The organism is Geobacillus sp. CCR (assembly GCF_052906625.1).
Window position 1 is genome coordinate 43,208 of record NZ_JBREBQ010000004.1, and the last position, 21,635, is coordinate 64,842.

Annotated in this window: 26 protein-coding genes; 5 read left to right on the top strand and 21 right to left on the bottom strand. The window is 52.3% G+C overall.

Going from position 1 to position 21,635, the window contains the following annotated elements; genetic code table 11:
• Positions 1 to 33 precede the first annotated feature (33 nt).
• The 7 genes from ACVBDQ_RS03250 to ACVBDQ_RS03280 all read right to left on the bottom strand — a co-directional run bounded on the left by ACVBDQ_RS03250 (position 34) and on the right by ACVBDQ_RS03280 (position 3,582).
• Positions 34 to 303 (bottom strand): YlbG family protein, encoded by a 270-nt coding sequence (locus ACVBDQ_RS03250; protein ID WP_011230596.1) that lies wholly within the window; start codon positions 301 to 303, stop codon positions 34 to 36.
• Positions 304 to 319: 16 nt separating this feature from the next.
• Positions 320 to 766 (bottom strand): YlbF family regulator, encoded by a 447-nt coding sequence (locus tag ACVBDQ_RS03255; RefSeq protein WP_011230595.1) that lies wholly within the window; start codon positions 764 to 766, stop codon positions 320 to 322.
• 140 nt (positions 767 to 906) lie between these two features.
• Entirely contained in the window at positions 907 to 1,275 is a 369-nt protein-coding gene (locus ACVBDQ_RS03260; RefSeq protein WP_013145869.1) for a hypothetical protein, read from the bottom strand.
• A gap of 40 nt (positions 1,276 to 1,315) precedes the next feature.
• Entirely contained in the window at positions 1,316 to 1,549 is a 234-nt protein-coding gene (locus ACVBDQ_RS03265) for a YlbE-like family protein (RefSeq protein ID WP_011230593.1), read from the bottom strand.
• Between the two features lie 12 nt (positions 1,550 to 1,561).
• A complete protein-coding gene (locus ACVBDQ_RS03270; RefSeq protein ID WP_014195361.1) occupies positions 1,562 to 1,945 on the bottom strand; it encodes a YlbD family protein in 384 nt (127 codons plus the stop codon).
• A gap of 80 nt (positions 1,946 to 2,025) precedes the next feature.
• Positions 2,026 to 3,033 carry a CAP domain-containing protein gene (locus ACVBDQ_RS03275; RefSeq protein ID WP_081130476.1) on the bottom strand — a complete coding sequence of 336 codons (1,008 nt, stop codon included), beginning with the start codon at positions 3,031 to 3,033 and terminating at the stop codon, positions 2,026 to 2,028.
• A 123-nt stretch (positions 3,034 to 3,156) separates the two neighbouring features.
• Positions 3,157 to 3,582 carry a CBS domain-containing protein gene (locus ACVBDQ_RS03280; protein ID WP_023634054.1) on the bottom strand — a complete coding sequence of 142 codons (426 nt, stop codon included), beginning with the start codon at positions 3,580 to 3,582 and terminating at the stop codon, positions 3,157 to 3,159.
• A gap of 175 nt (positions 3,583 to 3,757) precedes the next feature.
• On the opposite strand from ACVBDQ_RS03280, the gene ACVBDQ_RS03285 reads away from it, so the two are divergent.
• Complete coding sequence (locus ACVBDQ_RS03285) at positions 3,758 to 4,117, top strand: YugN family protein (protein ID WP_011230589.1); 360 nt, start codon at positions 3,758 to 3,760, stop codon at positions 4,115 to 4,117.
• Positions 4,118 to 4,154: 37 nt separating this feature from the next.
• On the opposite strand, the gene ACVBDQ_RS03290 is transcribed toward ACVBDQ_RS03285, so the two are convergent.
• From ACVBDQ_RS03290 to cyoE, 8 genes are all read right to left on the bottom strand, one after another.
• Complete coding sequence (locus tag ACVBDQ_RS03290; RefSeq protein ID WP_011230588.1) at positions 4,155 to 4,460, bottom strand: Asp23/Gls24 family envelope stress response protein; 306 nt, start codon at positions 4,458 to 4,460, stop codon at positions 4,155 to 4,157.
• A gap of 97 nt (positions 4,461 to 4,557) precedes the next feature.
• The gene (locus ACVBDQ_RS03295; RefSeq protein ID WP_011230587.1) at positions 4,558 to 5,013 is read right to left on the bottom strand and encodes a DUF420 domain-containing protein; all 456 of its coding nucleotides are present in this window, start codon (positions 5,011 to 5,013) and stop codon (positions 4,558 to 4,560) included.
• Between the two features lie 48 nt (positions 5,014 to 5,061).
• Complete coding sequence (ctaG, locus tag ACVBDQ_RS03300) at positions 5,062 to 5,964, bottom strand: cytochrome c oxidase assembly factor CtaG (RefSeq protein ID WP_011230586.1); 903 nt, start codon at positions 5,962 to 5,964, stop codon at positions 5,062 to 5,064.
• A 102-nt stretch (positions 5,965 to 6,066) separates the two neighbouring features.
• Positions 6,067 to 6,399, bottom strand: a complete 333-nt coding sequence (ctaF, locus tag ACVBDQ_RS03305; protein ID WP_011230585.1) for a cytochrome c oxidase subunit IVB — start codon at positions 6,397 to 6,399, stop codon at positions 6,067 to 6,069.
• A gap of 4 nt (positions 6,400 to 6,403) precedes the next feature.
• A complete protein-coding gene (ctaE, locus tag ACVBDQ_RS03310) occupies positions 6,404 to 7,024 on the bottom strand; it encodes a cytochrome c oxidase subunit III (RefSeq protein ID WP_011230584.1) in 621 nt (206 codons plus the stop codon).
• Positions 7,024 to 8,895, bottom strand: a complete 1,872-nt coding sequence (gene ctaD, locus ACVBDQ_RS03315; protein WP_014195356.1) for a cytochrome c oxidase subunit I — start codon at positions 8,893 to 8,895, stop codon at positions 7,024 to 7,026. The genes ctaE and ctaD overlap by 1 nt, the downstream gene beginning before the upstream one ends.
• Positions 8,896 to 8,917: 22 nt before the next feature.
• Positions 8,918 to 9,988: a cytochrome c oxidase subunit II gene (gene coxB, locus ACVBDQ_RS03320; protein WP_031205763.1), complete on the bottom strand. Its 1,071-nt coding sequence runs from the start codon at positions 9,986 to 9,988 to the stop codon at positions 8,918 to 8,920.
• Between the two features lie 77 nt (positions 9,989 to 10,065).
• Positions 10,066 to 10,995 (bottom strand): heme o synthase, encoded by a 930-nt coding sequence (gene cyoE, locus ACVBDQ_RS03325; RefSeq protein ID WP_031205760.1) that lies wholly within the window; start codon positions 10,993 to 10,995, stop codon positions 10,066 to 10,068.
• Between the two features lie 380 nt (positions 10,996 to 11,375).
• Here cyoE and ACVBDQ_RS03330 point away from each other — a divergent pair, with 380 nt between their 5' ends.
• Positions 11,376 to 12,329, top strand: coding sequence for a COX15/CtaA family protein (locus ACVBDQ_RS03330; protein WP_011230580.1), 954 nt, complete (start codon positions 11,376 to 11,378; stop codon positions 12,327 to 12,329).
• Positions 12,330 to 12,494: 165 nt separating this feature from the next.
• Here ACVBDQ_RS03330 and pyc read toward each other — a convergent pair whose 3' ends face one another.
• The 3 genes from pyc to ACVBDQ_RS03345 all read right to left on the bottom strand — a co-directional run bounded on the left by pyc (position 12,495) and on the right by ACVBDQ_RS03345 (position 17,625).
• Entirely contained in the window at positions 12,495 to 15,938 is a 3,444-nt protein-coding gene (gene pyc, locus ACVBDQ_RS03335) for a pyruvate carboxylase (protein ID WP_096225580.1), read from the bottom strand.
• A gap of 62 nt (positions 15,939 to 16,000) precedes the next feature.
• A complete protein-coding gene (ftsW, locus tag ACVBDQ_RS03340) occupies positions 16,001 to 17,212 on the bottom strand; it encodes a putative lipid II flippase FtsW (RefSeq protein ID WP_138187204.1) in 1,212 nt (403 codons plus the stop codon).
• Between the two features lie 125 nt (positions 17,213 to 17,337).
• A complete protein-coding gene (locus ACVBDQ_RS03345) occupies positions 17,338 to 17,625 on the bottom strand; it encodes a YlaN family protein (protein ID WP_011230577.1) in 288 nt (95 codons plus the stop codon).
• A gap of 162 nt (positions 17,626 to 17,787) precedes the next feature.
• Here ACVBDQ_RS03345 and ACVBDQ_RS03350 point away from each other — a divergent pair, with 162 nt between their 5' ends.
• Positions 17,788 to 18,294 carry a hypothetical protein gene (locus tag ACVBDQ_RS03350; protein ID WP_011230576.1) on the top strand — a complete coding sequence of 169 codons (507 nt, stop codon included), beginning with the start codon at positions 17,788 to 17,790 and terminating at the stop codon, positions 18,292 to 18,294.
• 185 nt (positions 18,295 to 18,479) lie between these two features.
• Here the strand turns inward: ACVBDQ_RS03350 and ACVBDQ_RS03355 are convergent, their stop codons facing one another.
• Complete coding sequence (locus ACVBDQ_RS03355; protein ID WP_011230575.1) at positions 18,480 to 19,811, bottom strand: PhoH family protein; 1,332 nt, start codon at positions 19,809 to 19,811, stop codon at positions 18,480 to 18,482.
• A gap of 133 nt (positions 19,812 to 19,944) precedes the next feature.
• Between ACVBDQ_RS03355 and ACVBDQ_RS03360 the strand changes: the two genes are divergently transcribed.
• Both ACVBDQ_RS03360 and ACVBDQ_RS03365 read left to right on the top strand, forming a co-directional pair.
• Entirely contained in the window at positions 19,945 to 20,544 is a 600-nt protein-coding gene (locus tag ACVBDQ_RS03360; protein WP_013145886.1) for a YhcN/YlaJ family sporulation lipoprotein, read from the top strand.
• Between the two features lie 161 nt (positions 20,545 to 20,705).
• Positions 20,706 to 20,906: a YlaI family protein gene (locus ACVBDQ_RS03365; RefSeq protein WP_021321494.1), complete on the top strand. Its 201-nt coding sequence runs from the start codon at positions 20,706 to 20,708 to the stop codon at positions 20,904 to 20,906.
• A gap of 60 nt (positions 20,907 to 20,966) precedes the next feature.
• Here ACVBDQ_RS03365 and ACVBDQ_RS03370 read toward each other — a convergent pair whose 3' ends face one another.
• Positions 20,967 to 21,248: a hypothetical protein gene (locus ACVBDQ_RS03370; protein WP_011230572.1), complete on the bottom strand. Its 282-nt coding sequence runs from the start codon at positions 21,246 to 21,248 to the stop codon at positions 20,967 to 20,969.
• Positions 21,245 to 21,553 carry a YlaH-like family protein gene (locus tag ACVBDQ_RS03375; RefSeq protein ID WP_011230571.1) on the bottom strand — a complete coding sequence of 103 codons (309 nt, stop codon included), beginning with the start codon at positions 21,551 to 21,553 and terminating at the stop codon, positions 21,245 to 21,247. Before ACVBDQ_RS03375 ends, ACVBDQ_RS03370 begins: the two co-directional genes overlap by 4 nt.
• Between the last annotated feature and the right edge of the window lie 82 nt (positions 21,554 to 21,635).

Consider the following 21,635-nt stretch of genomic DNA (forward strand, 5'->3'; position numbering starts at 1 on the left):
GGTGCCGGCTTTTTTTCGACCCGCTGTTTTCCTTCATCCAAGCGGATACGGGGAGTCTTTTTCCTTCTCCCCTTTCGATTCAAATTCCAGTTTTAAAAATGGGCGGTACGACGGCTCGACCCGCTTGACGAACGGAAGCGAGGCGAGCTTTTTCATTACATGGTCGACTTGCTCCATATCACAATACAGAACAGCATACTTCAGCCGTTTGGAAATGTAATGAATGTTGCCGAACTTGCGCAACTGTTTCCCATATTTCAGCGAATGAAGCCAAACGATAATCCCTTGCCGTTTTGGAAACATAGTCCCTTCCCCTTTTTTATGTGCGGCAGCCGCAGCTTCCGCCCGCCCCGCAGCCACCGGAACAGCCCGCCGACAAAAAGTACGGATTTCCGGTCGGCACTTTCACATGTTCGGACACCGCTTTGCCGATCAGCACGCTGATCTCATCAAGCAACTCTTGCATCGCCTTCTCCGCCTCCTTAAAGGCGGCGACCGTCTCATGCAAATCGAGCTCCCGCTTCGCTTCGCGCACTTCTTTCATCACGTCGCGGTAATCAGGATGGTATTTTCCGAAGCGCTGCACTTCTTCGTAGCGCTCCTTCAGCTTGACAAAGCGAGCGATCAGCTGCTGGGCGCGGCGGTCTTGCTTCAGCCGCCAAAAGGCGCGGCGGTATTCGTCCGCCACGTCCGACTCGACAATCATTTTGGCCAACGCTTCTGCTTTATCTAAAATCTCGATGCGCTCGAGAGTCGCAATCTTCACCAAATGGCACCTCCATTATCCATCATACCATGAACGAAAAGAAAATGAAAAGGAAAGAGATAGCAAAGAAGCAAACAAAAAAGGCGATCCAGACTGTGCCGAATCGCCTCTGTTCGCCTTTTAAACGATCGTCGTCATCTCTATCGGATGGCGACGTCAAATTCGTGCGTCATGCCGGTTGCTTTCCCATCATTGTAGACGAGCTCAAGACGGATGGTATGTTTCCCGCTCGGCAAACCGCGCACGATAAAGGCGGCCGTGTATACTTCCGTCATTTTTTGCCCGTTGACATAGACATTAATGTGTCCGCCGCCGCTCCCTTTGCGGAACGGAAAGTGGACGGCAACACATTCAATGAATACGTCGCTTCCTTTCACTTCATGCTTCACCTGAAGCGGACCGCCCACTGCTTCGGCGTGAGCGGAGGACGACGGCGCCGGCTCAAAGAAGGCATACGCCGCAAGCAATATGACAACCGCAAACCATGCAAACCACTTTGGCAAAGACATCACTCCCTTTCGAAACTAGTCTTTGCCATTGGCCGCCCGATTAGTCGCGCATGGCTTTAAACATTTGCCACATAAGCGACGCCATTTGCAACGATTGGGAGATTCTTTCCACTTTGTCAGGGATCGTCAGCTCATAGTGGCGCAAGGCGGCCAATTGGAACGTCGACAGTTCATGCGGACGGCGGGCAAGGAGCCGGTACCAGCGCGGCTGTTCGCGCAAAAACGCGCGCAACATCGGTGTTCCTTGCACATATTGCCATACATCTTTCCTCATCGCCACCACCCTTTAATCTTTGCGGAACGAAAACGGATGCGCTTCTTTGTTTCTTTGTTCTTGACCGGCCCCTTGAAATTCGGAAAGAATGCTTTGGATCGCCGCGATCGCCTGCTGGACGTTCGCCAAATGTTTTTGCACATCGGCTGCATCGATCTGTCCAAGCATAGACGCGAGCTTATCGAGCCATTTGTTCGTTCCTTTTTCCTCCTCTTTTGCCGCACCGTTTGTTTCCCGATACGGCTCCCATATGTCATCGTCTTCCCCGAACAAATACCAATCCTCATACACTTGTTTCCACGTCTTTTTGCCACTGCGCACCTCTTGGATGATTTTTGGATGTTTTTTCACAAACTGTTTAAACTGTTCAACGGAAGGATGCAGAGGCTTGACCATGGCGGTTCTCATCCCTTTCGTCCACTCATGCCTATCTGCCATATCATATCGCATCCAACAAAGAGAGGTGCGCCCAATTTTTAGAGCGGCGTAAAGAAGTTTTGCGTATAGTAATCGGCGTAGACGCCAACGCCCAAGCGGGTGAACTCTTCGTTCAACATAATTTTCCGATGGTTTTGGCTGTTCAGCCATCCGATGGTCGCCTCAACGCCATCGACTTGATGGGCGGCGATATTTTCCCCGGCAAGCTGGAACGGAATGTGAAGCGCGCCAAGCCGCTTCGATAAATCGCCATACTGCGGCGACTCGTGGGAGAAAAACCGGTGATCATGCATATCTCGGCTATGTTTTTCCGCAGCGGCAGCGGCCTTGTCATCCCACATGAGAGAGGAAAGCCCATGGCGACGGCGGATCAAATTCGTCCAGTCAAAAATTTGCTTCGCGTTGGCCGCATCAACAGCCTGTCGCTTTTCTTCCGACAGCGGCGCGGCCGCCGGCAGGCTGCCGCGGTAAACGAGCTCGTACGGCCGCAACTTGACGAACGTTTCTGCATCCATCAGGCGGATCGCCGCCACCTCGCCGGTAAAGCGGTCAACATACAGCTGAGCGTAGACGCTGCCAACTTTGACAACCGGCCTTGATGAGTAATCTTGTTCAGACAGCTCAAACCGGTATGTCCCGTTGCCTAGCTTAATCTCAATGTTCGATAGCACCGGCATCGTTTGAAAAATCGTCTGCAACCGCTGGCCGACCGCAAACGGTTCAACGTTCACCTTCTCTCCGCCGACAAGGGCGGTGACGACGCGACCGCGCAAGATGCCAATCTGCACGTACGACTCGGGTCGACGGCTGTACACCCACCAGTCATATCCGTAAGCTGACGGGTCGATTCGGTCTGGGGCGCCAAACAGTTTTTTCGCCTCTTGCGCCGATTGCCCGATCAACGCAACGATGCCGGCCGTCGCCTTCGGCTCTTTCAACATGTATCGATTCGTCTCTGGCTGCTCCGGGGGGCTCGGGGGCGGCGGACTCGGCACAAAATAATACAATCCAATCAAGAAAAACAAAAAAAGGAAAAACCATTTCACACGGCAACTCCCGCTTTCTGCGCAATCTCCTTATTGCCATTATAGCCGTTTTTTAGAGGCAAAAAAAAGAGGACACCCAAAAAGAGCGCTCCTCCTCGAAAGAAGCCGTGTCCGTTGCATTTGTCAATGGATGGCGTCTTGTTCGGAAATCTCGCTTAACGCACGACCCGCGCGTTCATCAGAATAGCGGTTCGTCGCCAAATCGCCGAGCGAGATGATGCCGACCAAACGCCCGTTTTCTACGACCGGGAGGCGGCGAATTTGGTGACGTGCCATCATATCTGCTGCCTTTTGCACCGAATCGTCCGGAGAAAGCGTGACGAGATCGCGGCTCATCACTTCCGTCACCGCAGTCGAACCAGGACGTTTTTCAGCCATGCCGCGCACGACAATATCGCGGTCGGTAATCATTCCGACAAGGCGGCCGTCATCGACAATCGGAATCGCCCCGACGTTGAAATCGCGCATTTTTACCGCCGCTTCGTAGAGATTGTCAAGGGGGGTGCAATATTGCACATCCGTTGACATGACGTCCCGTACCGTTTGCATTCTTCGTCTCTCCTTTCTACCCGTATTGTGCGCCGGATCACACAAAAAAATGCGAGCGAAACGGAAACAACGGCAAACAATTCGTTGAAAAGCAAACCGTTTTCGTACTATTATAAATGAGGGGATGATTTCCTGTTTGGCGCTTTTACATACTGTGTTGTTAGGAGGAAGAAGGATGAAGTTTGAAAATACCGGACTGGAAAATCAGACGGTCGAACTATCCCGCCTTGATGACATTATGGAGCGCCTCGGCTTTGTACGCGCGGCGCAATGGGATTATGAACGGGTCACATACGACCGGAAATACGTCGTGAAAGAAGGCACCTACTATTTGCGCGTTCAAGGATACGCCATTGAGGGAAACGTCGATTCGCGCTATGCACTCATTAAGCTGCTCACGCCGATTTTAGGGAAACATTACTATCCACACGGCGTCGAATACGGCGATGATGAGCATTTTCCGTCCTCTCTTGTCAGCCAATGCCAAAACGTGTTGGCGCAGGTCAAAAGCGAGCTTGAAAAAATCAAAGAATAATCAAAGAATAATCAAAAAACGCATGAGAGCGCGGTTCTCATGCGTTTTTTTCCGGCATGACAAGCCGTTTGACAACAATGTCGACCGCCTCGGCGACATATGGCGTCATCGCGGCGATCTCCTCGGCAATATGCTGTTGCAGCTGGCGGCAAACTTCCATCACCGGCGCCCCATATCGAATGGACATCTTTACCGTGACGCGGCACCGCCCGCCTTGAGCAACGGTGATGAACACCTCACAATCGTCAAGGGCGACCTCCGTCTGGCCGCGCACACACATCATGACAATTGTCAATAGCGTCGCCTCTACGGCGCTCCGTTTCCGATAGCGAAACGTGTTCACCGCCTTCCCCCCCCCCCGCTGCACAAAATCACGTCTATATAGGCGTGTTGTATTCTATGCTATGCAACCGCCGCTGCCCTTGCTCCTTGCCCGCCGGTTAAAAACCGAGCACCGCCTTGATGAGCGACGTCGTTTGGCCCCCTGGATAGAGGACATAAAGCAGCCAATAGACGACGACCCCGGTTGAGGCGCTGCCAAACCAAATGATGCTGGTGATCGGCCCAAGCCGACGATGGCGGGCCCTCTTGTCTTTCAATCCCGTCCAAATCGTGACAAGGCCAAATACGGCGCCAACTGTCGCCAGCACAATATGGAAAATAAGAAACAGCGTATAGTACACTTTGACGTTCTCCGGCCCGCCAAAGCTCGTATTGCCGATAAACAACGTCCGCGACATGTAAATGGTGAAAAACAGCAAAGCAAACACCGCTGCCGTCAGCATCACCTTTTTATGCGCTTCGATCCGCCTGCGGCTGATCAAATACCACCCATAAGCAACAAGCAAAGCGCTGATCACGATGCAGCTCGTGCTGATTGTCGGTAAAACGGCCATCGCTTCTCTCCCTTTCTTCTTTGTTCATCGTTGGCGGCCAACCGCGCTTTACAGTTTGGTCGGCCGCGGCTCCATATCCATGCTTGGCTCTTTCTCCCGCTCCTTCCGATACCATTCGGTGAAGATGAAGAACAGCATCGTCCCGTACACGATTTCCTGGATGATTTTCATCAACACTCCGCCGAGCTGCTGATCATGGAGCGGCGACATCGATAAAAACATTTGCGGCCCGGTCAAATCAAGCGAAGCCAGCGTCCCTTGAGGAACGCATAGAGCCAGCGCGGCCATCCATGCTTTCGGGTCAGTATACGTCGCATAAAGCGGCGTATCGGTAAAAATGATGAGCGCGCAAGCCGGGGTCAACAGCATGCCGTCAGCGAAAATGTAACCCATTTTTTTTAGGCCGGACAACGTTTGCCAATCGGGCAGCTTGTTGACAAGCGGCCACCACATGCAAAACGCGGCAACGAAAATGACCGAGGTAACAAACGCATGCAGCCACATATTCATTTTCACAGCGTCAAAAATGAATGGAACGTGATAAAGCGAAAACAAGCCGTTAAACAGCAGCAACGCCACAATTGGCTTTGTCAACAGCCGAAACACGCGGCGCACTGCTGTGATGCGGAATGCGCGCTCATAAAGCGGCGCCGGAATGCCTAAAATAAAACATTGCGGCACGATCAAATACAGCACTGCCATTTGCACCATATGGGCGGTGAACGTCAAATGGCCCATCAAATCCAACGGAGACCCTTTGCATATATAAAGAAGCGCAATCCCGGTCAAAAAATACGCTTTCTGCTTCTCCGAAACGGCATCACCGAGGCCGAAACGCTGCCGCCATGGCCCGGTGATCCCAATGTACAGCAACGCAACCGCCGCTAACATAAGCAAAAAAAACGGACTCCAAAGGGCAACGGGGCCAAACATTTGCAGCGATTGAAACATACGAATCCCCTCCTGATTTGTCCTTTCCCATTATACTATACGACGCCGCGCCAAGGCTATTGAAAAAGGGGAAACCGGTGCAAAAACCGATTCCCCCTTTTCTTACCACCAAACGACTGTTGTAAACGCCCAAACAAGTAGAAGCATAACCGCCACACCGCCGTAAATAAACATCGCCGGGAATTCGTGGCCTTTATGGCTCATGTGCATGAAATAATACAGCTGAAATGCGACCTGCACGGCGGCTAAAAGCAAAATAAACGGAACGACAAACCAATGGGAAAACTCTTCGTAACCAACGGCGGCGAAGGCAATGAGCGTCAACAAAATCATCAAAACGAATGCAATCATTTGATGGCGCATTTCTTCCGCATTTTTCCGGCGGCGATACGCTAAGTCGATGCGCTCATTTCCTGAATTCGTTTGGTTCGCCATACGTTCACCCCACCATTCCCATCAAGTATACAACGGTAAAAATGAACACCCAGACAACATCGATGAAGTGCCAATAAAGGCTCGCGACGTAAAACTTCGGGGCGTTGTATAAATTCAACCCACGCTTAGCGTTGCGAATCATGAGCGTCAAAATCCAAAGCAACCCGAACGCGACGTGGCTTCCGTGCGTGCCAACGAGCGTGTAGAACGCTGAAGCGAAAGCGCTGGTCGTAAACTTATGGCCTTCATGCACATATTCATTGAACTCGTAAATTTCCAAGCCCAAAAAGCCGGCGCCAAGCAAAACGGTAATGCCAAACCAGAGCTGCATCTTTTTAAAGTCAAAGTTTTTCATATGATAAATGGCATACACGCTCGTCAAGCTGCTGGTTAGCAGCAGCATCGTCGCCATGAACACGACCGGCATTTGGAACAGTTCTTCCGCCGAAGGGCCGCCGTTCGTTTTATCTTTGAGCGCCAAATAGGTGGCGAAGAGAGAGGCGAACAGCACCGTCTCTCCGCCTAAAAAGAGCCAGAAGCCAAGAAACTTATTTTTCCCCTCAAGGGTGGCGCGTTCCGGCGCGGCCGGAAACGTCTCGGCCGTCAATTTTTCCTCTGCATGCATCAGGCGTTCGCCCCCTTCTTCTCAAGTTCAAGCACTTCTTCTTTATGGATGTGGAAGCCGTGATCATCGATCACCGAGCGCAAGAACATCGAACCGAGCGTAATGAGCAGGCCAAGAATGCCGACCGGCAAGCCCCATCCAGCATCGTTATGATACGTAAAGCCGAAGGCGGCGACAAACAGACCGAACGCAATGACAAACGGCAGGAACGACGAATTCGGCATATGGATGTCGCCAAGCGGTTCGGCTGGCGTCAATTCGTTTTTGCCTTCCATTTTTTCGAGCCAGAAAGCGTCCAGCCCGCGGACGAGCGGCAGTTGGGCAAAATTGTACACCGGCGGCGGCGAAGCGATCGCCCATTCGAGCGTGCGGCCGTCGCCCCACGCATCGCCCGCCACTTTTTCTCCTTTTGCGGTTGTAATCACGATGTTAATGAGCAAAATGACCGTGGCGGCCGCCATAAAGAACGCGCCGATCGTACTGATCAAGTTGCCAGTCTCCCATCCTTGATGCGGCAAATACGTAAACACGCGCCGCGGCATCCCTGTCAAACCAAGGAAGTGCTGAATAAAGAACGTTAAATGGAACCCGATAAAGAACAGCCAGAACGTAATTTTGCCGAGCGTTTCATTCAGCATGCGGCCAAACATTTTCGGCCACCAATAATGCGTGCCCGCGAGCAAAGCGAACACAACCCCGCCGACGATGACGTAATGGAAGTGCGCAACGACGAAATAGCTGTCATGGTATTGATAGTCCGCCGCCGCCGACGCCAACATGACCCCGGTCACCCCGCCCATGACGAACGACGGGATGAAGGCGACGGCATAATGCATCGGCGTTGTGAATTTGATGCTTCCGCCCCACATCGTAAACAGCCAGTTGAAAATTTTGACTCCTGTCGGAACGGCGATCGTCATCGTCGCGACGGCAAAGATGGCGTTCGCAATCGGCCCCATCCCGACCGTGAACATATGGTGCGCCCATACCATGAACCCTAAGAAAGCAATAAGCACCGTCGCAAACACCATTGACGAATAACCGAATAGGCGTTTGCGCGAGAACGTCGCGAAAATTTCCGAGAAAATGCCGAACGCCGGCAAGACAAGGATGTATACTTCCGGATGGCCGAACACCCAGAACAAGTGCTCCCAGATGATCGTATTGCCGCCGGCAGCGGGGTTAAAGAAGTTGCCGCCAAACAATCGATCCATCATCATGAAAATCAAGCCGACCGTAAGCGGCGGAAACGCAAACAAGATGAGCGCCGACGTCACAAACGTCGCCCATGTGAACATCGGCATGCGCATAAACGTCATGCCCGGAGCGCGCATGTTGATGATCGTCACAAGAAAGTTAATGGCACCCATGATCGTTCCGAAGCCGGAAATTTGCAGCCCGAGCGTATAAAAGTCGATGCCATGATGCGCTTTTGAGTCAAGCGACAGCGACGCATACGACGTCCAACCAGCGTCCGGTGCGCCGCCTAAAAACCATGAACAGTTCAAAAACAAACCACCGAAGAAAAACATCCAGAATCCAAGAGCGTTCAAAAACGGGAACGCGACGTCGCGCGCGCCGATCTGCAGCGGCACGACTGCGTTCATAAAGGCGAAAACAAGCGGCATCGCAGCCAAGAAAATCATCGTCGTCCCATGCATCGTCAACACTTCGTTATACAACCCGCCGACAAGGAAATCGTTGTTCGGCTTGGCGAGCTGAATGCGGATGAACAACGCCTCGAGACCGCCGAGCAGGAAGAAAAACCCGCCGGCAATCAAGTACAGATGGGCGATTTTTTTATGGTCGACCGTTGTCAAATAATCCCACAAAACGGCGCCAACACCCTTTTTGCGCGCGATTGTACTCACGGTGAAACCTCCTTCTCATGCTTTATTCCACTTTTAAGCTCATCAAATATTTCGTCAATGCATCAATTTGCTCTTCCGTCAAGTGGCCATATGTACCCGCCATTTTATTTCCAGGCTTCACGCTGTTCGGGTCTCTCAGCCATTTTTTCAGATTTTCTTCATTATGCTCCAAAATACCGGCGATTCGTTCGCGATCGCCAAAGTTCGCCAAGTTCGGCGCCGTGCGCGCTTGCACCGGACGCTTGTCCACAGGCGTCACCGCATGGCAGCCAATACAGCTTTTATTGAAAATCGCTTCCCCTTCTTTGGCGACCGGATCGGTGACAACCGGTTTTTTCGCATTTTGCATCTTTTTCACCCAGGCGTCAAATTGGTCGCGCGGCAACGGCCGAACTTTAAAATCCATCAGCGCATGGGACGGACCGCAAAGCTCCGCACATTTGCCGTAAAAGACGCCGCCGGCTTTATCGGTCGCCTTTTGGTCAAAAACAAGCCAAAATTGGTTTTTGTTGTCGGTGTTCGTATCCATTTTGCCGCCGACCGCCGGAATCCAGAACGAATGTTTGACATCCGACGCAATCAAGTTGAAATACACTTTTTCATTCGTCGGCACGACCAAATCTTGGCTCGTGATAATGCCGTAATCCGGATATTCAAACTCCCACCAGTATTGGTTGGCGCGAACATTGACGACAACTGTATCCTTATCTCGTTTTTTGTCGTTCATCGCCTTGACATCGGCCAGTTTAAACGTGGTTGATACCGTCGGCACGGCCAAAATGAGCAAGAGGATGATCGGAATGACAGTCCAGATAATTTCCAGTTTATGGTTCCCTTCCACTTGCTTCGGGATTTTATTTTCTTCCCCCTTGCGCCGCCGGAAGCGGATGACAACGTAAACGAAGATGATCGCCACGACGACAATGACGAGCACCATGATCGATGTGCTCAACAGCATGAGCGAATACTGCATGTCCGCTACTTCACCGGCGGGCTGGAGCGTCGATAAAAACGGTTTGCCGCAACCGGCGAGCAACAGCGCCATCATCCCGAACAGGGAAAATAAGCGCCAGTTACAGAGCCCCTTGTTCATAGCCTAATCAAACCCCTCTTTCTTTGATGGATAAATGTATATAAATTCTTTCACTAAAGAAAGAATTTTATCTTAATTCACCAAAGCGTCGCGATGACCATCGCCACGAACAAAATCGTCAAGTAATTGAGCGAATAGACGAACATCCACTTCGCCCATTTGATGTCATCTTTCATTTTCAAACCTGCCAATCCCAGCAGCAGCCAGCCGACATTGAGCAGCGTGGCCACGATTAAAAATGGAACGCCAAGCGAGAACAAGTAAAACGGCAACGGCAGCAAACATGCCACCCAAACGATGATTTGCCGCTTCGTCATGGCGAATCCATGGACGACCGGCAACATCGGGATGCCGGCTGCACGATATTCTTCGCATCGCTTCATCGCCAACGCCAAAAAGTGCGGCGGCTGCCATAAAAACATGATCAAAAACAAGATGAGCGGAACAATATGAAACTCCGGATCGACCGCCGTCCAGCCGATAACCGGCGGCACCGCGCCGGAAATGCTGCCGACAACGGTGTTGATCGTGTAATGGCGCTTCGTCCAAAGGGTGTATAAAAAGACGTACGTCGCCATACCGATCAATCCAACGACGGCAGCCGTAACCGTTGTCATAAGCAGGCCCATCTCGCCGATTGCGACAAGACCAATCCCAAGCCAAAGCACCCGCCGCGGATCCATCGTCCCGGTGACGGTCGGGCGTGCTTTCGTCCGCTCCATATATTGATCAATGTCGCGGTCAATGTAGTTGTTGATGGCGCATGAACCCGCAATGACAAGCGCTGCTCCAAACAGTGTGAAAAAGACAAGATGCAGGTTCTCCAAAAAGTGTTCCCCAGTAAAATAAAACGCCAGCCACATTCCGGCGAACGTCGTAATCAAATTGGAATTGACGATTCCGATTTTCACAACAGACGACAACTCTCTCCAAACTGCCTTGACGCTCACATGCGAGCGATGCCCGGCATCGGCCGCATCCTGGTGCACCGCTTTCAATTCGGCCATGTCTCCTGTTCCTCCTCGCTGCGCCGCTCCTTGCCCGGCCGGCGCCGTGATGTTGCCTGAAATTCTTTCCAACGCCAAATAGCAAAAACGGGCTGTTTCCTCTTTATATTAAATCACATTTTTTCCTCATCATGTGAACTTTTTTTGAATAATTTGTGTCAAATTTTTGAATCCGTATGCCCCAAACGGTTCATTCGCTTGTCCCATTAATATTTCTAGCAAACTTAATCGACTTATTCAATATGCAAACGTCATTTTGTGTTTCCCGGCGCCATCGTGTAAAATAGACTTGGCTTAGCGACACGGTTGGCTGCAATAAAATCCATCACTTTACTAATATGGACAAAATCACAATTTCTCAATACAAGAAGGTGAAGATTTTGCAACGTTCACTGAAATGGTTTGCCTCGGCAACCACGTTGGCAATGTTGTTTGTTTTAATTGGCGGAGCGCTTGTGACCAAAACCGGCTCCGGCATGGGGTGCGGCCGATCATGGCCGCTGTGCAACGGCCAATGGGTGCCGGATCACATTACGCCTGAGCTCATCATCGAGCTGAGCCATCGACTCGTTTCCGGCCTTGCCGGCATCATGGTGCTCATCCTTTCCATCTGGGCATGGAGAGCCATTGGCCATGTGCAGGAGACGAAGTTTTTAGCGGTCATATCGTTTGTCTTTCTCGTCTTGCAAGGGCTGATCGGCGCCGCCGCGGTCGTGTGGGGGCAGTCCGATTTCGTCCTCGCCTTGCATTTCGGCATTTCGCTCATTTCGTTTGCCGCTGTGCTGCTATTGACGCTATTGATTTTTGAAATCGACAAAACGTTTTCCGCCGCTTCGCTTTCGCTTGACGGCAAAATGCGGTTTCATATTTACGGCATCACCATATACTCATACATCGTCGTCTACACCGGAGCGCTCGTGCGCCATACGAACGCCAGCCTCGCTTGTCCGAGCTGGCCGCTTTGCGCGAAAACGCGCCTCCTCCCGGTTCAGTTTCATGAATGGGTGCAGATGGGCCATCGATTGGCCGCTGCTGTCATCATCATTTGGATCGCCGCCGCCGCGATACATGCCGTCCGCCATTACCGCAGGCAGCCGGTCATCTACTACGGATGGCTCATCGCCCTTTTGCTCGTGCTCGCGCAAATGACGACTGGAGCGCTTGTCGTTTTTACGCAGCTGAATTTATACATTGCCTTGGCGCATGCCTTTTTCATTTCCTGCCTGTTCGGTGTGCTCAGCTATTTATTGCTTTTGGCGCTCCGCACCCGCCGCGCGCCGGTAAAAGCCGCCGACCATTCAGCTGGGGAAGCGGCGCCGGCGACGTTGAAATGACGTTCGTCGGTCAGCAAACCAAAAGGGGCTGACCCAAAAGGTTGTCTGTCTTCAAGATAGGCACAACCTATCGTGCAGCAGAAGCAGTCAGCACGTATATAGAGCAACGAAAGAGGGTATCCCGATCCTTTTGGGACACCCTCTTTTTGCGCGCGATGGACAGTTTCATTTGGACAGCTCAATTAGCAAATCCCCCGCTTGAATGGCATCGCCGCTTTTGACGTAAATATCTTTGACAATGCCGGCAAACGGCGCCTGCACCGTCGTTTCCATCTTCATCGCTTCCGTAACCATCAAATGGTCGCCTTTGTCAACTTTTTCCCCTTTCTCCACGAGCACTTTCACAACCGTGCCCGGCATCGTGGCGGCAATGTGGTTCGGATTCGTCCGATCGGCCTTGATGCGCTCAGCGACAGCGGCTTTGATGCTTTCATCGCGGATGATGACTTCGCGCGGCTGGCCGTTCAGCTCGAAGTAAACGACGCGCGTGCCGTCCGCCTGCGGCTGGCCGATGGAGACGAGTTTGACGATGAGCGTTTTCCCGCGCTCAATCTCCACTTCGATCTCTTCGCCGAGGCGCATGCCGTACAGGAACGTCGGTGTATCGAGCACTGAAATATCGCCGTATTTTTCGACCGTTTCGGCATATTCCAAAAACACTTTCGGATAAAGCGCATAGGCAATGGCGTCAAAGTCGGTCACTTCGCGGCCGAGCTTGTCATACAGCTCCCGCTTGATTTGCTCGAAATCAACCGGCTCAAGCAGCTCGCCCGGACGAACGGTGATCGGTTCGCGCCCTTTCAAAATAATGCGCTGCAACTCTTTCGGGAACCCGCCATGCGGCTGGCCTAAATAGCCTTCGAAAAACTCCACGACCGAGTCTGGGAAATTGAGCGTTTCGCCGCGTTCAAAAATGTCTTGCTCCGTCAAATTGTTTTGCACCATGTAAAGCGCCATGTCGCCGACAACTTTCGATGATGGCGTCACTTTGACGATGTCGCCGAACAAGTCGTTGACGCGGCGATACATTTCTTTCACTTCATCCCACCGATCGCCGAGGCCGACCGCTTTTGCCTGCTGCTGCAGGTTGCTGTACTGGCCGCCTGGCATCTCATGCATGTATACTTCCGTATGCGGCGCGTTCATGCCGCTTTCAAACTCCTGATAAAATTTGCGCACGTCTTCCCAATAGCGGGCCAACTGCTCAAGGCCGTAAATATCAACCTCCGGCGCCCGCTCCGTTCCTTCAAGGGCATAGTAGAGCGTATTGGCGCTCGGCTGCGACGTCAAGCCGGCCATCGAGCTGACGGCGACATCGACGATATCGACGCCGGCTTCGATCGCTTTGGCGTACGTGTAAATGCCGTTGCCGCTCGTATCGTGCGTATGCAAATGGATCGGAATGTCGACCGTTTCCTTGAGCGCGGAAATGAGCACGTACGCCGCCTGCGGCTTCAACAGGCCGGCCATATCCTTAATGCCTAAAATGTGCGCACCGGCTTGCTCGAGCTCTTTCGCCAAGGCTTTGTAATAATCCAAATTGTACTTCGGCCGGTTCGGGTCCAAAATATCGCCTGTATAGCAAATAGCCGCCTCGGCGATTTTGCCGCTTTGCCGGACGGCATCGATCGCCACCGTCATCCCTTTCACCCAGTTTAGGCTGTCGAAAATGCGGAACACATCAATGCCGGCTTGCGCCGATTTTTCAACGAACTCGCGGATGACGTTGTCGGGATAGTTTTTATACCCCACGGCGTTGGCCGAGCGAAGAAGCATCTGGAACAGCACGTTCGGGATGCGCTCGCGCAGCTTGAGCAGCCGGTCCCACGGATCTTCTTTCAAAAAGCGGTACGCCACATCAAACGTCGCCCCGCCCCACATCTCAAGCGAGAATAAGTTGGGCAGCAAACGCGCCGTCGGCTCAGCGATCCGCAACAAGTCGATCGTGCGGACGCGGGTCGCCAACAACGACTGATGAGCGTCACGGAACGTCGTATCGGTCAAGAGCACGCGCGGCTGCTCTTGGATCCAGCGAACAAGCCCTTCAGGTCCGCGTTCATCCAAAATTTGCTTCGTTCCCGCTGGGATCGGTTCCGTTTGGCTCACCTTCGGCACGCGCGGTTTGTCAAACACCGGCTTTTTCTTTTTGCCGATGCCAGGGAAGCCGTTGACCATCACGGTGCCGATGTACGTAAGCATTTTCGTCCCGCGGTCTTTTCGGCGCGGGAATACAAACAATTCCGGCGTCGTATCGATAAATGACGTATCGTATTCCCCCGACAAAAATTTCGGATGCTGCACGACGTTTTCCAAAAACGGAATGTTCGTTTTAATGCCGCGGATGCGGAATTCGCGCAAGTTGCGCAACATTTTTCTTGCCGCCTGCTCAAACGTCAACGCCCATGTCGACACTTTCACGAGCAGCGAATCGTAATACGGCGTAATGACCGCCCCTTGGAAGCCATTGCCGGCGTCCAAGCGCACGCCAAAACCGCCGCCGGAACGGTACGCCATAATTTTTCCCGTATCCGGCATAAAGTTGTTGAGCGGGTCTTCCGTCGTCACCCGCGACTGAATGGCGTAGCCGTTGATGCGGATGTCCTCCTGCTTGGGAATGCCGACTTCCGGGCTGTGGAGCGAAAATCCGTCGGCGATTAAAATTTGCGACTGGACGATGTCAATCCCGGTGATCATTTCGGTGATCGTATGCTCAACTTGAATGCGCGGATTGACTTCGATGAAATAAAACTCATCTCCGGAGACGAGAAACTCAACCGTGCCAGCGTTGACGTAGCCGACGCTTCTCATGAGCCGGACCGCCGCCTCGCAAATGCGCTCGCGCAGCTCGTCCGACAACGAGACGCTCGGCGCGACTTCCACGACTTTTTGATGGCGGCGCTGCACCGAGCAGTCGCGTTCATAAAGGTGAACGATGTTTCCTTCGTGGTCGCCCAAAATTTGCACTTCAATATGCTTCGGCTTTTCAATCAGCTTTTCGACATAAACGTCATCGCTGCCAAACGCCGCTTTCGCTTCCGACTTAGCCCGCTCAAACGCTTCTTTCACTTCAGACTTGGAACGGACGATGCGCATGCCCCGGCCGCCGCCGCCCAGCGCCGCCTTGATGATGATCGGATATCCGTGCGTCTCGGCAAAGCGGACGACATCCTCAAGGCCGCCGACCGGTCCGTCGCTGCCCGGGATGACCGGAATGCCCGCCTTCATGGCCGCATGCCGCGCTTTCACTTTATCGCCGAACATATCCAAATGTTCTTCATTCGGGCCGATGAAAATAATCCCCTCTTCGCGGCACCGTCTGGCAAATTGAATGTTTTCCGACAAAAACCCATATCCCGGGTGGATGGCATCAACATCGTGGGCTTTGGCGATCTCAATGATGCCTTCGATGTCCAAGTACGCTTCGATCGGTTTTTTCCCTTCCCCGACTAAATACGCCTCATCCGCTTTGTAGCGGTGGTACGATCCGGCGTCTTCCTTCGAATAAATCGCCACGGTGCGGATATCAAGCTCCGTGCAGGCGCGGAAAACGCGAATGGCGATCTCTCCGCGGTTGGCTACCAGCACTTTGCGAATTCGTCTTGTCCTCATTCTGTCCCTCCTCCTTTACTTAATAAAAGTATAAAAGTTTTGCCGATTTGTAAATACACTTTCTAAAAAGTCAGACCTCTTTTCTGTTTGCTGACCATCGTTTTTTCCGCTTTTTTATACCGTTGTTCGTACTTTGCAAACATAGAAATGTTCACAAGCAGACCGAGCGAAGCCATGGTCAGGACAAGCGACGTTCCCCCATAGCTGACGAGCGGCAGCGGCACCCCTGTAATCGGAATAAGGCCAACGATCCCACCAACGTTAATGAACGTTTGAAAGCCGATCATGACGGAGATGCCGATCGCAAGCAGACTCCCAAACGCATCGTGGGAGCGGCGGGCAATCCAAAGCCCGCGCAGCACGATAAACGCCAATAACCCAAGCGTGAACGCTACACCAAATAAGCCGAGCTCTTCGGCGATGACCGCCATAATAAAATCGGTGTGCGACTCTGGCAGGTAGCCGTATTTTTGAATGCCTTTGCCAAGCCCCACTCCTTTCAGCCCGCCAAGCCCGATCGCCAAATACGAATTCACGAGCTGGTAGCCATCGCCGTTTGCGTATTGAAATGGATCCAAAAAGCTGTAAAGACGCGATACCCGTTCAGGAGAAAAAATTTTTTTGCCGGCAACCGGGAGCCAAAACGGTGACAGCACCGTCCCGATCAATGTAAAAAAAAGCAGCTGCTTTAGAAGCAACACGAGGCGCAAACCGGACGAAACAATGATGCACATCGCGATGGCAAACACGATCGCCGCCGTTCCGAAGTCAGGCTGTATGGCAATCAGGAAACAAATCACCAATGTATAATAAATGGGGAACAAATTGCTTTTCGCCGGCTCGGCCAGCCGCTTCCGCTTGTTGGCAAACGCTGCGGCCAAGTATAAAATCAGACCGAGCTTCGCGAGCTCCGCCGGTTGGATCGAAAGCGCCCCGACGCGAAACCAGCTTGTTGCGTTGTTGGCCGTATGGCCGAGAAAAGCGACGGCGATCAGCATCAATGGAGAAGCAAAAAAGACGAGTTTCACCCATCGCTCCGCCCGCCACACTTTATACGGAATCGCCATCATGATGGCGAACGCGATGAATCCGGCAATCAGCCACAGTTTTTGCCGCTCGTAAAAATAGTCGCTTGGCACTTCAAAGCGGATGACAGCGGTGACCATGCTTGAGCTGTACACCATAATCAATCCGAACAACGACAGCATGATGACCGCGGTGATCAGCGGATAATCATAGCACTTCAATACTTTTTTCCATAATTGTCGTTCCATCGTTCCTCTTCCCTGTGAACATGTATGTACTTAAAATCATTCGCAGCGGCGCGCTGTTTTCCTGCCGAAAAACAGAAAAACTCAAACGACGGGAAACCAATCGTTTGAGTTGTTTTATATATCCTTTATCGCACGCGCTTTTTGGCCACGGCCTCGTGCAACGTGGAAAGTTCGCGCTCAAGCCGGTCAAGGAGCGCCTTTCCGTCTTTCGCCTCCACAAGCCCGAGGCGCACCGCAAAATCAATTTCCCGTGACAACCCGAACATTTGCGTGTCAAGCACTTCTTCATACACCGGACATTGCGGCATCGTCAAATGGTCCATTTGCACGCGGATGAGTTGGATGATTTTCTCTGCATCCGCTTGTAAAAGCGCGTACGCCTTCTCCCGATAGCTCATCGATTCGTCCGTCACATCGATCCCTCCGTTCTCTCCCCTATCCTTCTTTACATCTTAACGTGAAACAAGCCATTTTGCAAGTTGAAACCGTTGACAGCAACCGGGCCTGGAACATGACAAGCTCTTTCATTATTATTATACTAAAAACGGTGGGAACATGCAGAGGAGAGGTGTTTCATGAACGATATTATTGTGCTGACAGGAAAGGTGAAGTTTACGATCACGCTTGACCCCGGCGTCTGGATTTTCGACGACCGGAAAGTGGACATGGATGCGTATTTTTCGGAGCCGGCTCCACAGCCGACGGAAGCGGAGCAAGAGGACGAGGAAATCAAAAAGCTGTCGGCATTTTGGGACCGGGAAATTCAAGAGGGCGCGGTTTTTCCGCCGACGTTGAAAACGGAGCGGCGCTTTTTGAAGGAGAAAATCATCACCGGCTCGTTCGGCATGCCGTTCGCCCCATTTTTGCGAAACGCTGAGCCGCATGAAGACGCGTCTGAACTTGTCATTGAGACGGAACATGGAGAAACCGTGATCCCTCTGGAAAAGGCGTACGACCTGATTTTCGCTTTTTCCCAAAACGGAAAACCGTTGCGCGACGACGGTCCGGTGCACATTTATTTTGGCGACGGCTCCAACCGCGAGGCGCCGATTACTCATGTGCGTCGGCTCGTCGTCCGATGACCGGGCGCCCCATGAAGGGGCGGCCCGGTGTTTGAGCTTTTGACGCCTTCAACCGCCTTAAGCGCTTTGACCCCAGATGTTTTCCACAGCGCCCCAGGCGGCGGGCGCCTTTCGAAACGTTCGCGGCGTCGGGCCGCGCGCCTGGCACCCGTTCTTTAACGGCGGATGCTCTGAGGAACGCCTAGCTACAGCAAATCAGCGGCAAGCTGTGCGAGCGCCGAACGCTCCCCTTTGACGAGCCGGATATGGCCGGCGATTTTTTGGTCTTTAAACTTTTCGACGACGTACGTCAACCCGTTGTTATATTCATCCAAATACGGATGGTCGATCTGTTCCGGATCGCCCATTAAAATGATTTTACTTTTCTCCCCAACGCGTGTCAAAATCGTCTTCACTTCATGCTTCGTTAAATTTTGCGCCTCATCAATGATGATAAACTGCTCCGGCAGGCTCCGGCCGCGGATGTACGTGAGCGCCTCCACTTCAATCGAGCTCATGCCGGCTAAAATCGCATCGAGCTCCCCCGGTTTTTTCGTGTTGAACAAGTATTCCAAGTTGTCAAAAATCGGCTGCATCCACGGGCGCAGCTTTTCTTCCTTTTCCCCCGGCAGAAAGCCGAGATCTTTCCCCATCGGCACAATCGGCCGAGCGACGAGCAATTTTTTGTATGTGCGCAAATCTTCCGTTTGCATCAACCCCGCGGCAAGGGCAAGCAACGTCTTGCCCGTTCCGGCTTTGCCGATTAGCGTCACAAGCGGAATGTCGTCGCGCATGAGAAGCTCAAACGCCATCGTCTGCTGCACGTTGCGCGGGCGAATGCCCCATATATGTTCGTGATGGAAGATGAGCTTTTTCACTTTTTTGCCGTTTTGGTCGACAATGCCAATCGCTGACGCCGAGCTGCCAAACGCGTCTTTCATAATGATGAACTGGTTCGGATAAAACGGGTGGTCGGCGATATCAGCGAGCACGAGCTCCCCTTTGTCGTAAAACCGCTGCAGGTGGTCCTTTCCTATGTACAGCTCCAAAAATCCGCTGTAAATATGGTCGACATCAACGACGCGGTCGCTTAAAAAGTCTTCTGCCTGCAGCCCGATGGCATCCGCTTTGACGCGCACGAGCGCATCCTTGCTCACCAAAATGACAGAGCGTCCATCTTCCTTCGCCTGCTCTTCAAGCGATAAATTTTTCGCCACCGCCAGAATGCGGTTGTCATTTGTTTTTTCGACAAAAATTTCTTGCAGTTGATGAAACGAACGATGGTTCAACTCAATGCGAAGCGCCCCTCCGTTTTCAAGCGGAATTTTTTCATGCAGCTTGCCGTTTTCGCGCAGACGGTCGATGAGCTTTGACACTTGGCGGGCATTTCTACCAATTTCATCCATATACCGCTTTTTCGAATCCACTTCCTCAAGCACGACCGCTGGAATGACGACCTCATTATCCTCAAACGCGAAAATCGAATACGGATCTTGCAACAGCACGTTCGTATCGAGCACGTAAATTTTTTTTCCCAAATTCCGCTTCCCCCCATGTGAGTTTTTCACGTTTTTCCGTTGGATGGGAATGGCTGTAATACAACATATGAAAACATGTATAAAGATAGAAGGACATTTGCAAACTAAAGAAAAAAAGTCGAGGTGGCCCATTATGAAGAGAAACTGCTGGCTCGCCGTTTTCTTCCTTCCCCTTTTGATTTTCAGCGGCTGCACGTTTGGAAACGATCATGAAGCGAACGAGCCCAATCGTTCACTCGTGCGTGTCAAAAATACGGTCGATGAACGCGTCGAGAATAAATCCGGGCAAGAGATCGCCCGCCGGCTTGCAGAAATCGCCGACCGTGTTCCAAACGTTCACAATGCCGCCGCGATCGTCGTCGGCAAATATGCCATCGTCGGCATTGACGTCGGCGCCAATATGGATGCCTCGCGCGTCGGCACCATCAAATATTCCGTCGCCGAAGCATTGCAAAAAGATCCGTACGGCGCGAACGCTATTATTGTCGCTGACCCAGATCTTTACACCCGCGTGCGCAACATCGGCCGGCAAATCGATGAGGGGAGGCCGGTGCAAGCGTTCATGAACGAAATCGCCGACATCGTCGGACGAGTGATGCCGGAAGTGCCGAGCGACTTGTTTGAAACGACGCCGAAGCCGACCGAAGAAAATGACGGACAGCTGAACGAACGGGAGGAGCGGCAACTGAACGAACAGCAAAACAAGCAATCGAATGAACATTTAAATCGATAAACGGTTTCTGTGTGGGTTATAATGGAACAGAAAGCGCGGCTCATTTCCGAGGAAAGCGGGAGTGAAATGCATTTGAATCAACAAACGATGGCGGGAAATGTGGTATAATGGGAACGAAAGAACACTCTACCATTTCGCGTTTGGATGTATTGAGGTGAACAATGAGAGTCAAATGCGTGCTTTGCGACCAAATCGATACGATCGACGATGAATCGCCGCTCGCCAAGCGGCTGCGCAACCGCCCGATCCACACGTACATGTGCCGCGAATGCCACGACCGCATCGCCGAAAAAACGAAACAGCGGCTGGCAACAGGAAAGTTCCGCTTCTATCGCGGCCGCCGCGCAGGCGATGATTGGTGATCCCGCAAAAAAAAAACGGTGCGGAAGAGCGATCGCTTTTCCGCGCCTTTTTGGTTGTCATCATCCATACTTTTCCGGTTCGGCTTCGATCTGCCGCCACATCGCCTCAGCCAGCTCAAGCGGGAAACACGCCGCCTTTGTTTCCCCGCCGCGCACATATTCGACGATGTATTGCCCATTCGTTTCATCTTTGACGGCGTCTACGGCCGTCACACCAAAGTCGTTTTCCAAGATGGCGCGGAAAAACGAGGCCGTATCGCGCGCCGCCGCATCGTGCGGACGGGCTTTGGCGACGATGTGGATCGTCAGCCAGTTATAAAGGGCATCCTGCACGGATTTCATGACTTTTCTCCCTCTTTCGCCTGCTTCAGGCGCACTTTATAAATGATTAATACGAGGGCGGCGACGGCCAATCCTTCTGCCACCGGCAAAAAGACGGCAAAAAAGGTCAAAACCGTGCAGCCAAGCGCCAGCAAGACGTAAATGATGACGTTTTTCAACAGCGGCAGGCGGCGGGCAAAACCGAGTCGATACACAAGCGCGGCAAGCAACAACACTGTCACATACAATAGCCACATACCTCGCTCGGGATGATCGTGCACCTTATAAAGCGAGGCGAAAAACGTGAGCCGTTCGAGCACATTCACATCATTCCCCTCCCGTTCATCCTAATAGCGCCCTTCTCCAAGGCGTTTTCGATTGTTCGCAAACTAAAGACGCGCGCATGGC

Coding starts and splice junctions, on each gene's coding strand:
- ACVBDQ_RS03360 (WP_013145886.1), top strand. CDS start 19,945: ATGAAGAGAAACTGCTGGCTCGCCGTTTTCTTCCTTCCCCTTTTGATT.
- ACVBDQ_RS03270 (WP_014195361.1), bottom strand. CDS start 1,945: ATGGTCAAGCCTCTGCATCCTTCCGTTGAACAGTTTAAACAGTTTGTG.
- ctaE (WP_011230584.1), bottom strand. CDS start 7,024: ATGCATGCAGAGGAAAAATTGACGGCCGAGACGTTTCCGGCCGCGCCG.
- ACVBDQ_RS03265 (WP_011230593.1), bottom strand. CDS start 1,549: ATGAGGAAAGATGTATGGCAATATGTGCAAGGAACACCGATGTTGCGC.
- ACVBDQ_RS03370 (WP_011230572.1), bottom strand. CDS start 21,248: ATGAAATCCGTGCAGGATGCCCTTTATAACTGGCTGACGATCCACATC.
- ACVBDQ_RS03280 (WP_023634054.1), bottom strand. CDS start 3,582: ATGCAAACGGTACGGGACGTCATGTCAACGGATGTGCAATATTGCACC.
- coxB (WP_031205763.1), bottom strand. CDS start 9,988: ATGAACAAGGGGCTCTGTAACTGGCGCTTATTTTCCCTGTTCGGGATG.
- ftsW (WP_138187204.1), bottom strand. CDS start 17,212: ATGGAACGACAATTATGGAAAAAAGTATTGAAGTGCTATGATTATCCG.
- ctaG (WP_011230586.1), bottom strand. CDS start 5,964: ATGTTTCAATCGCTGCAAATGTTTGGCCCCGTTGCCCTTTGGAGTCCG.
- ACVBDQ_RS03285 (WP_011230589.1), top strand. CDS start 3,758: ATGAAGTTTGAAAATACCGGACTGGAAAATCAGACGGTCGAACTATCC.
- ACVBDQ_RS03260 (WP_013145869.1), bottom strand. CDS start 1,275: ATGTCTTTGCCAAAGTGGTTTGCATGGTTTGCGGTTGTCATATTGCTT.
- ACVBDQ_RS03295 (WP_011230587.1), bottom strand. CDS start 5,013: ATGGCCGTTTTACCGACAATCAGCACGAGCTGCATCGTGATCAGCGCT.
- cyoE (WP_031205760.1), bottom strand. CDS start 10,995: ATGGCCGAATTGAAAGCGGTGCACCAGGATGCGGCCGATGCCGGGCAT.
- ACVBDQ_RS03350 (WP_011230576.1), top strand. CDS start 17,788: ATGAACGATATTATTGTGCTGACAGGAAAGGTGAAGTTTACGATCACG.
- ACVBDQ_RS03250 (WP_011230596.1), bottom strand. CDS start 303: ATGTTTCCAAAACGGCAAGGGATTATCGTTTGGCTTCATTCGCTGAAA.
- ctaF (WP_011230585.1), bottom strand. CDS start 6,399: ATGGCGAACCAAACGAATTCAGGAAATGAGCGCATCGACTTAGCGTAT.
- ACVBDQ_RS03365 (WP_021321494.1), top strand. CDS start 20,706: ATGAGAGTCAAATGCGTGCTTTGCGACCAAATCGATACGATCGACGAT.
- pyc (WP_096225580.1), bottom strand. CDS start 15,938: ATGAGGACAAGACGAATTCGCAAAGTGCTGGTAGCCAACCGCGGAGAG.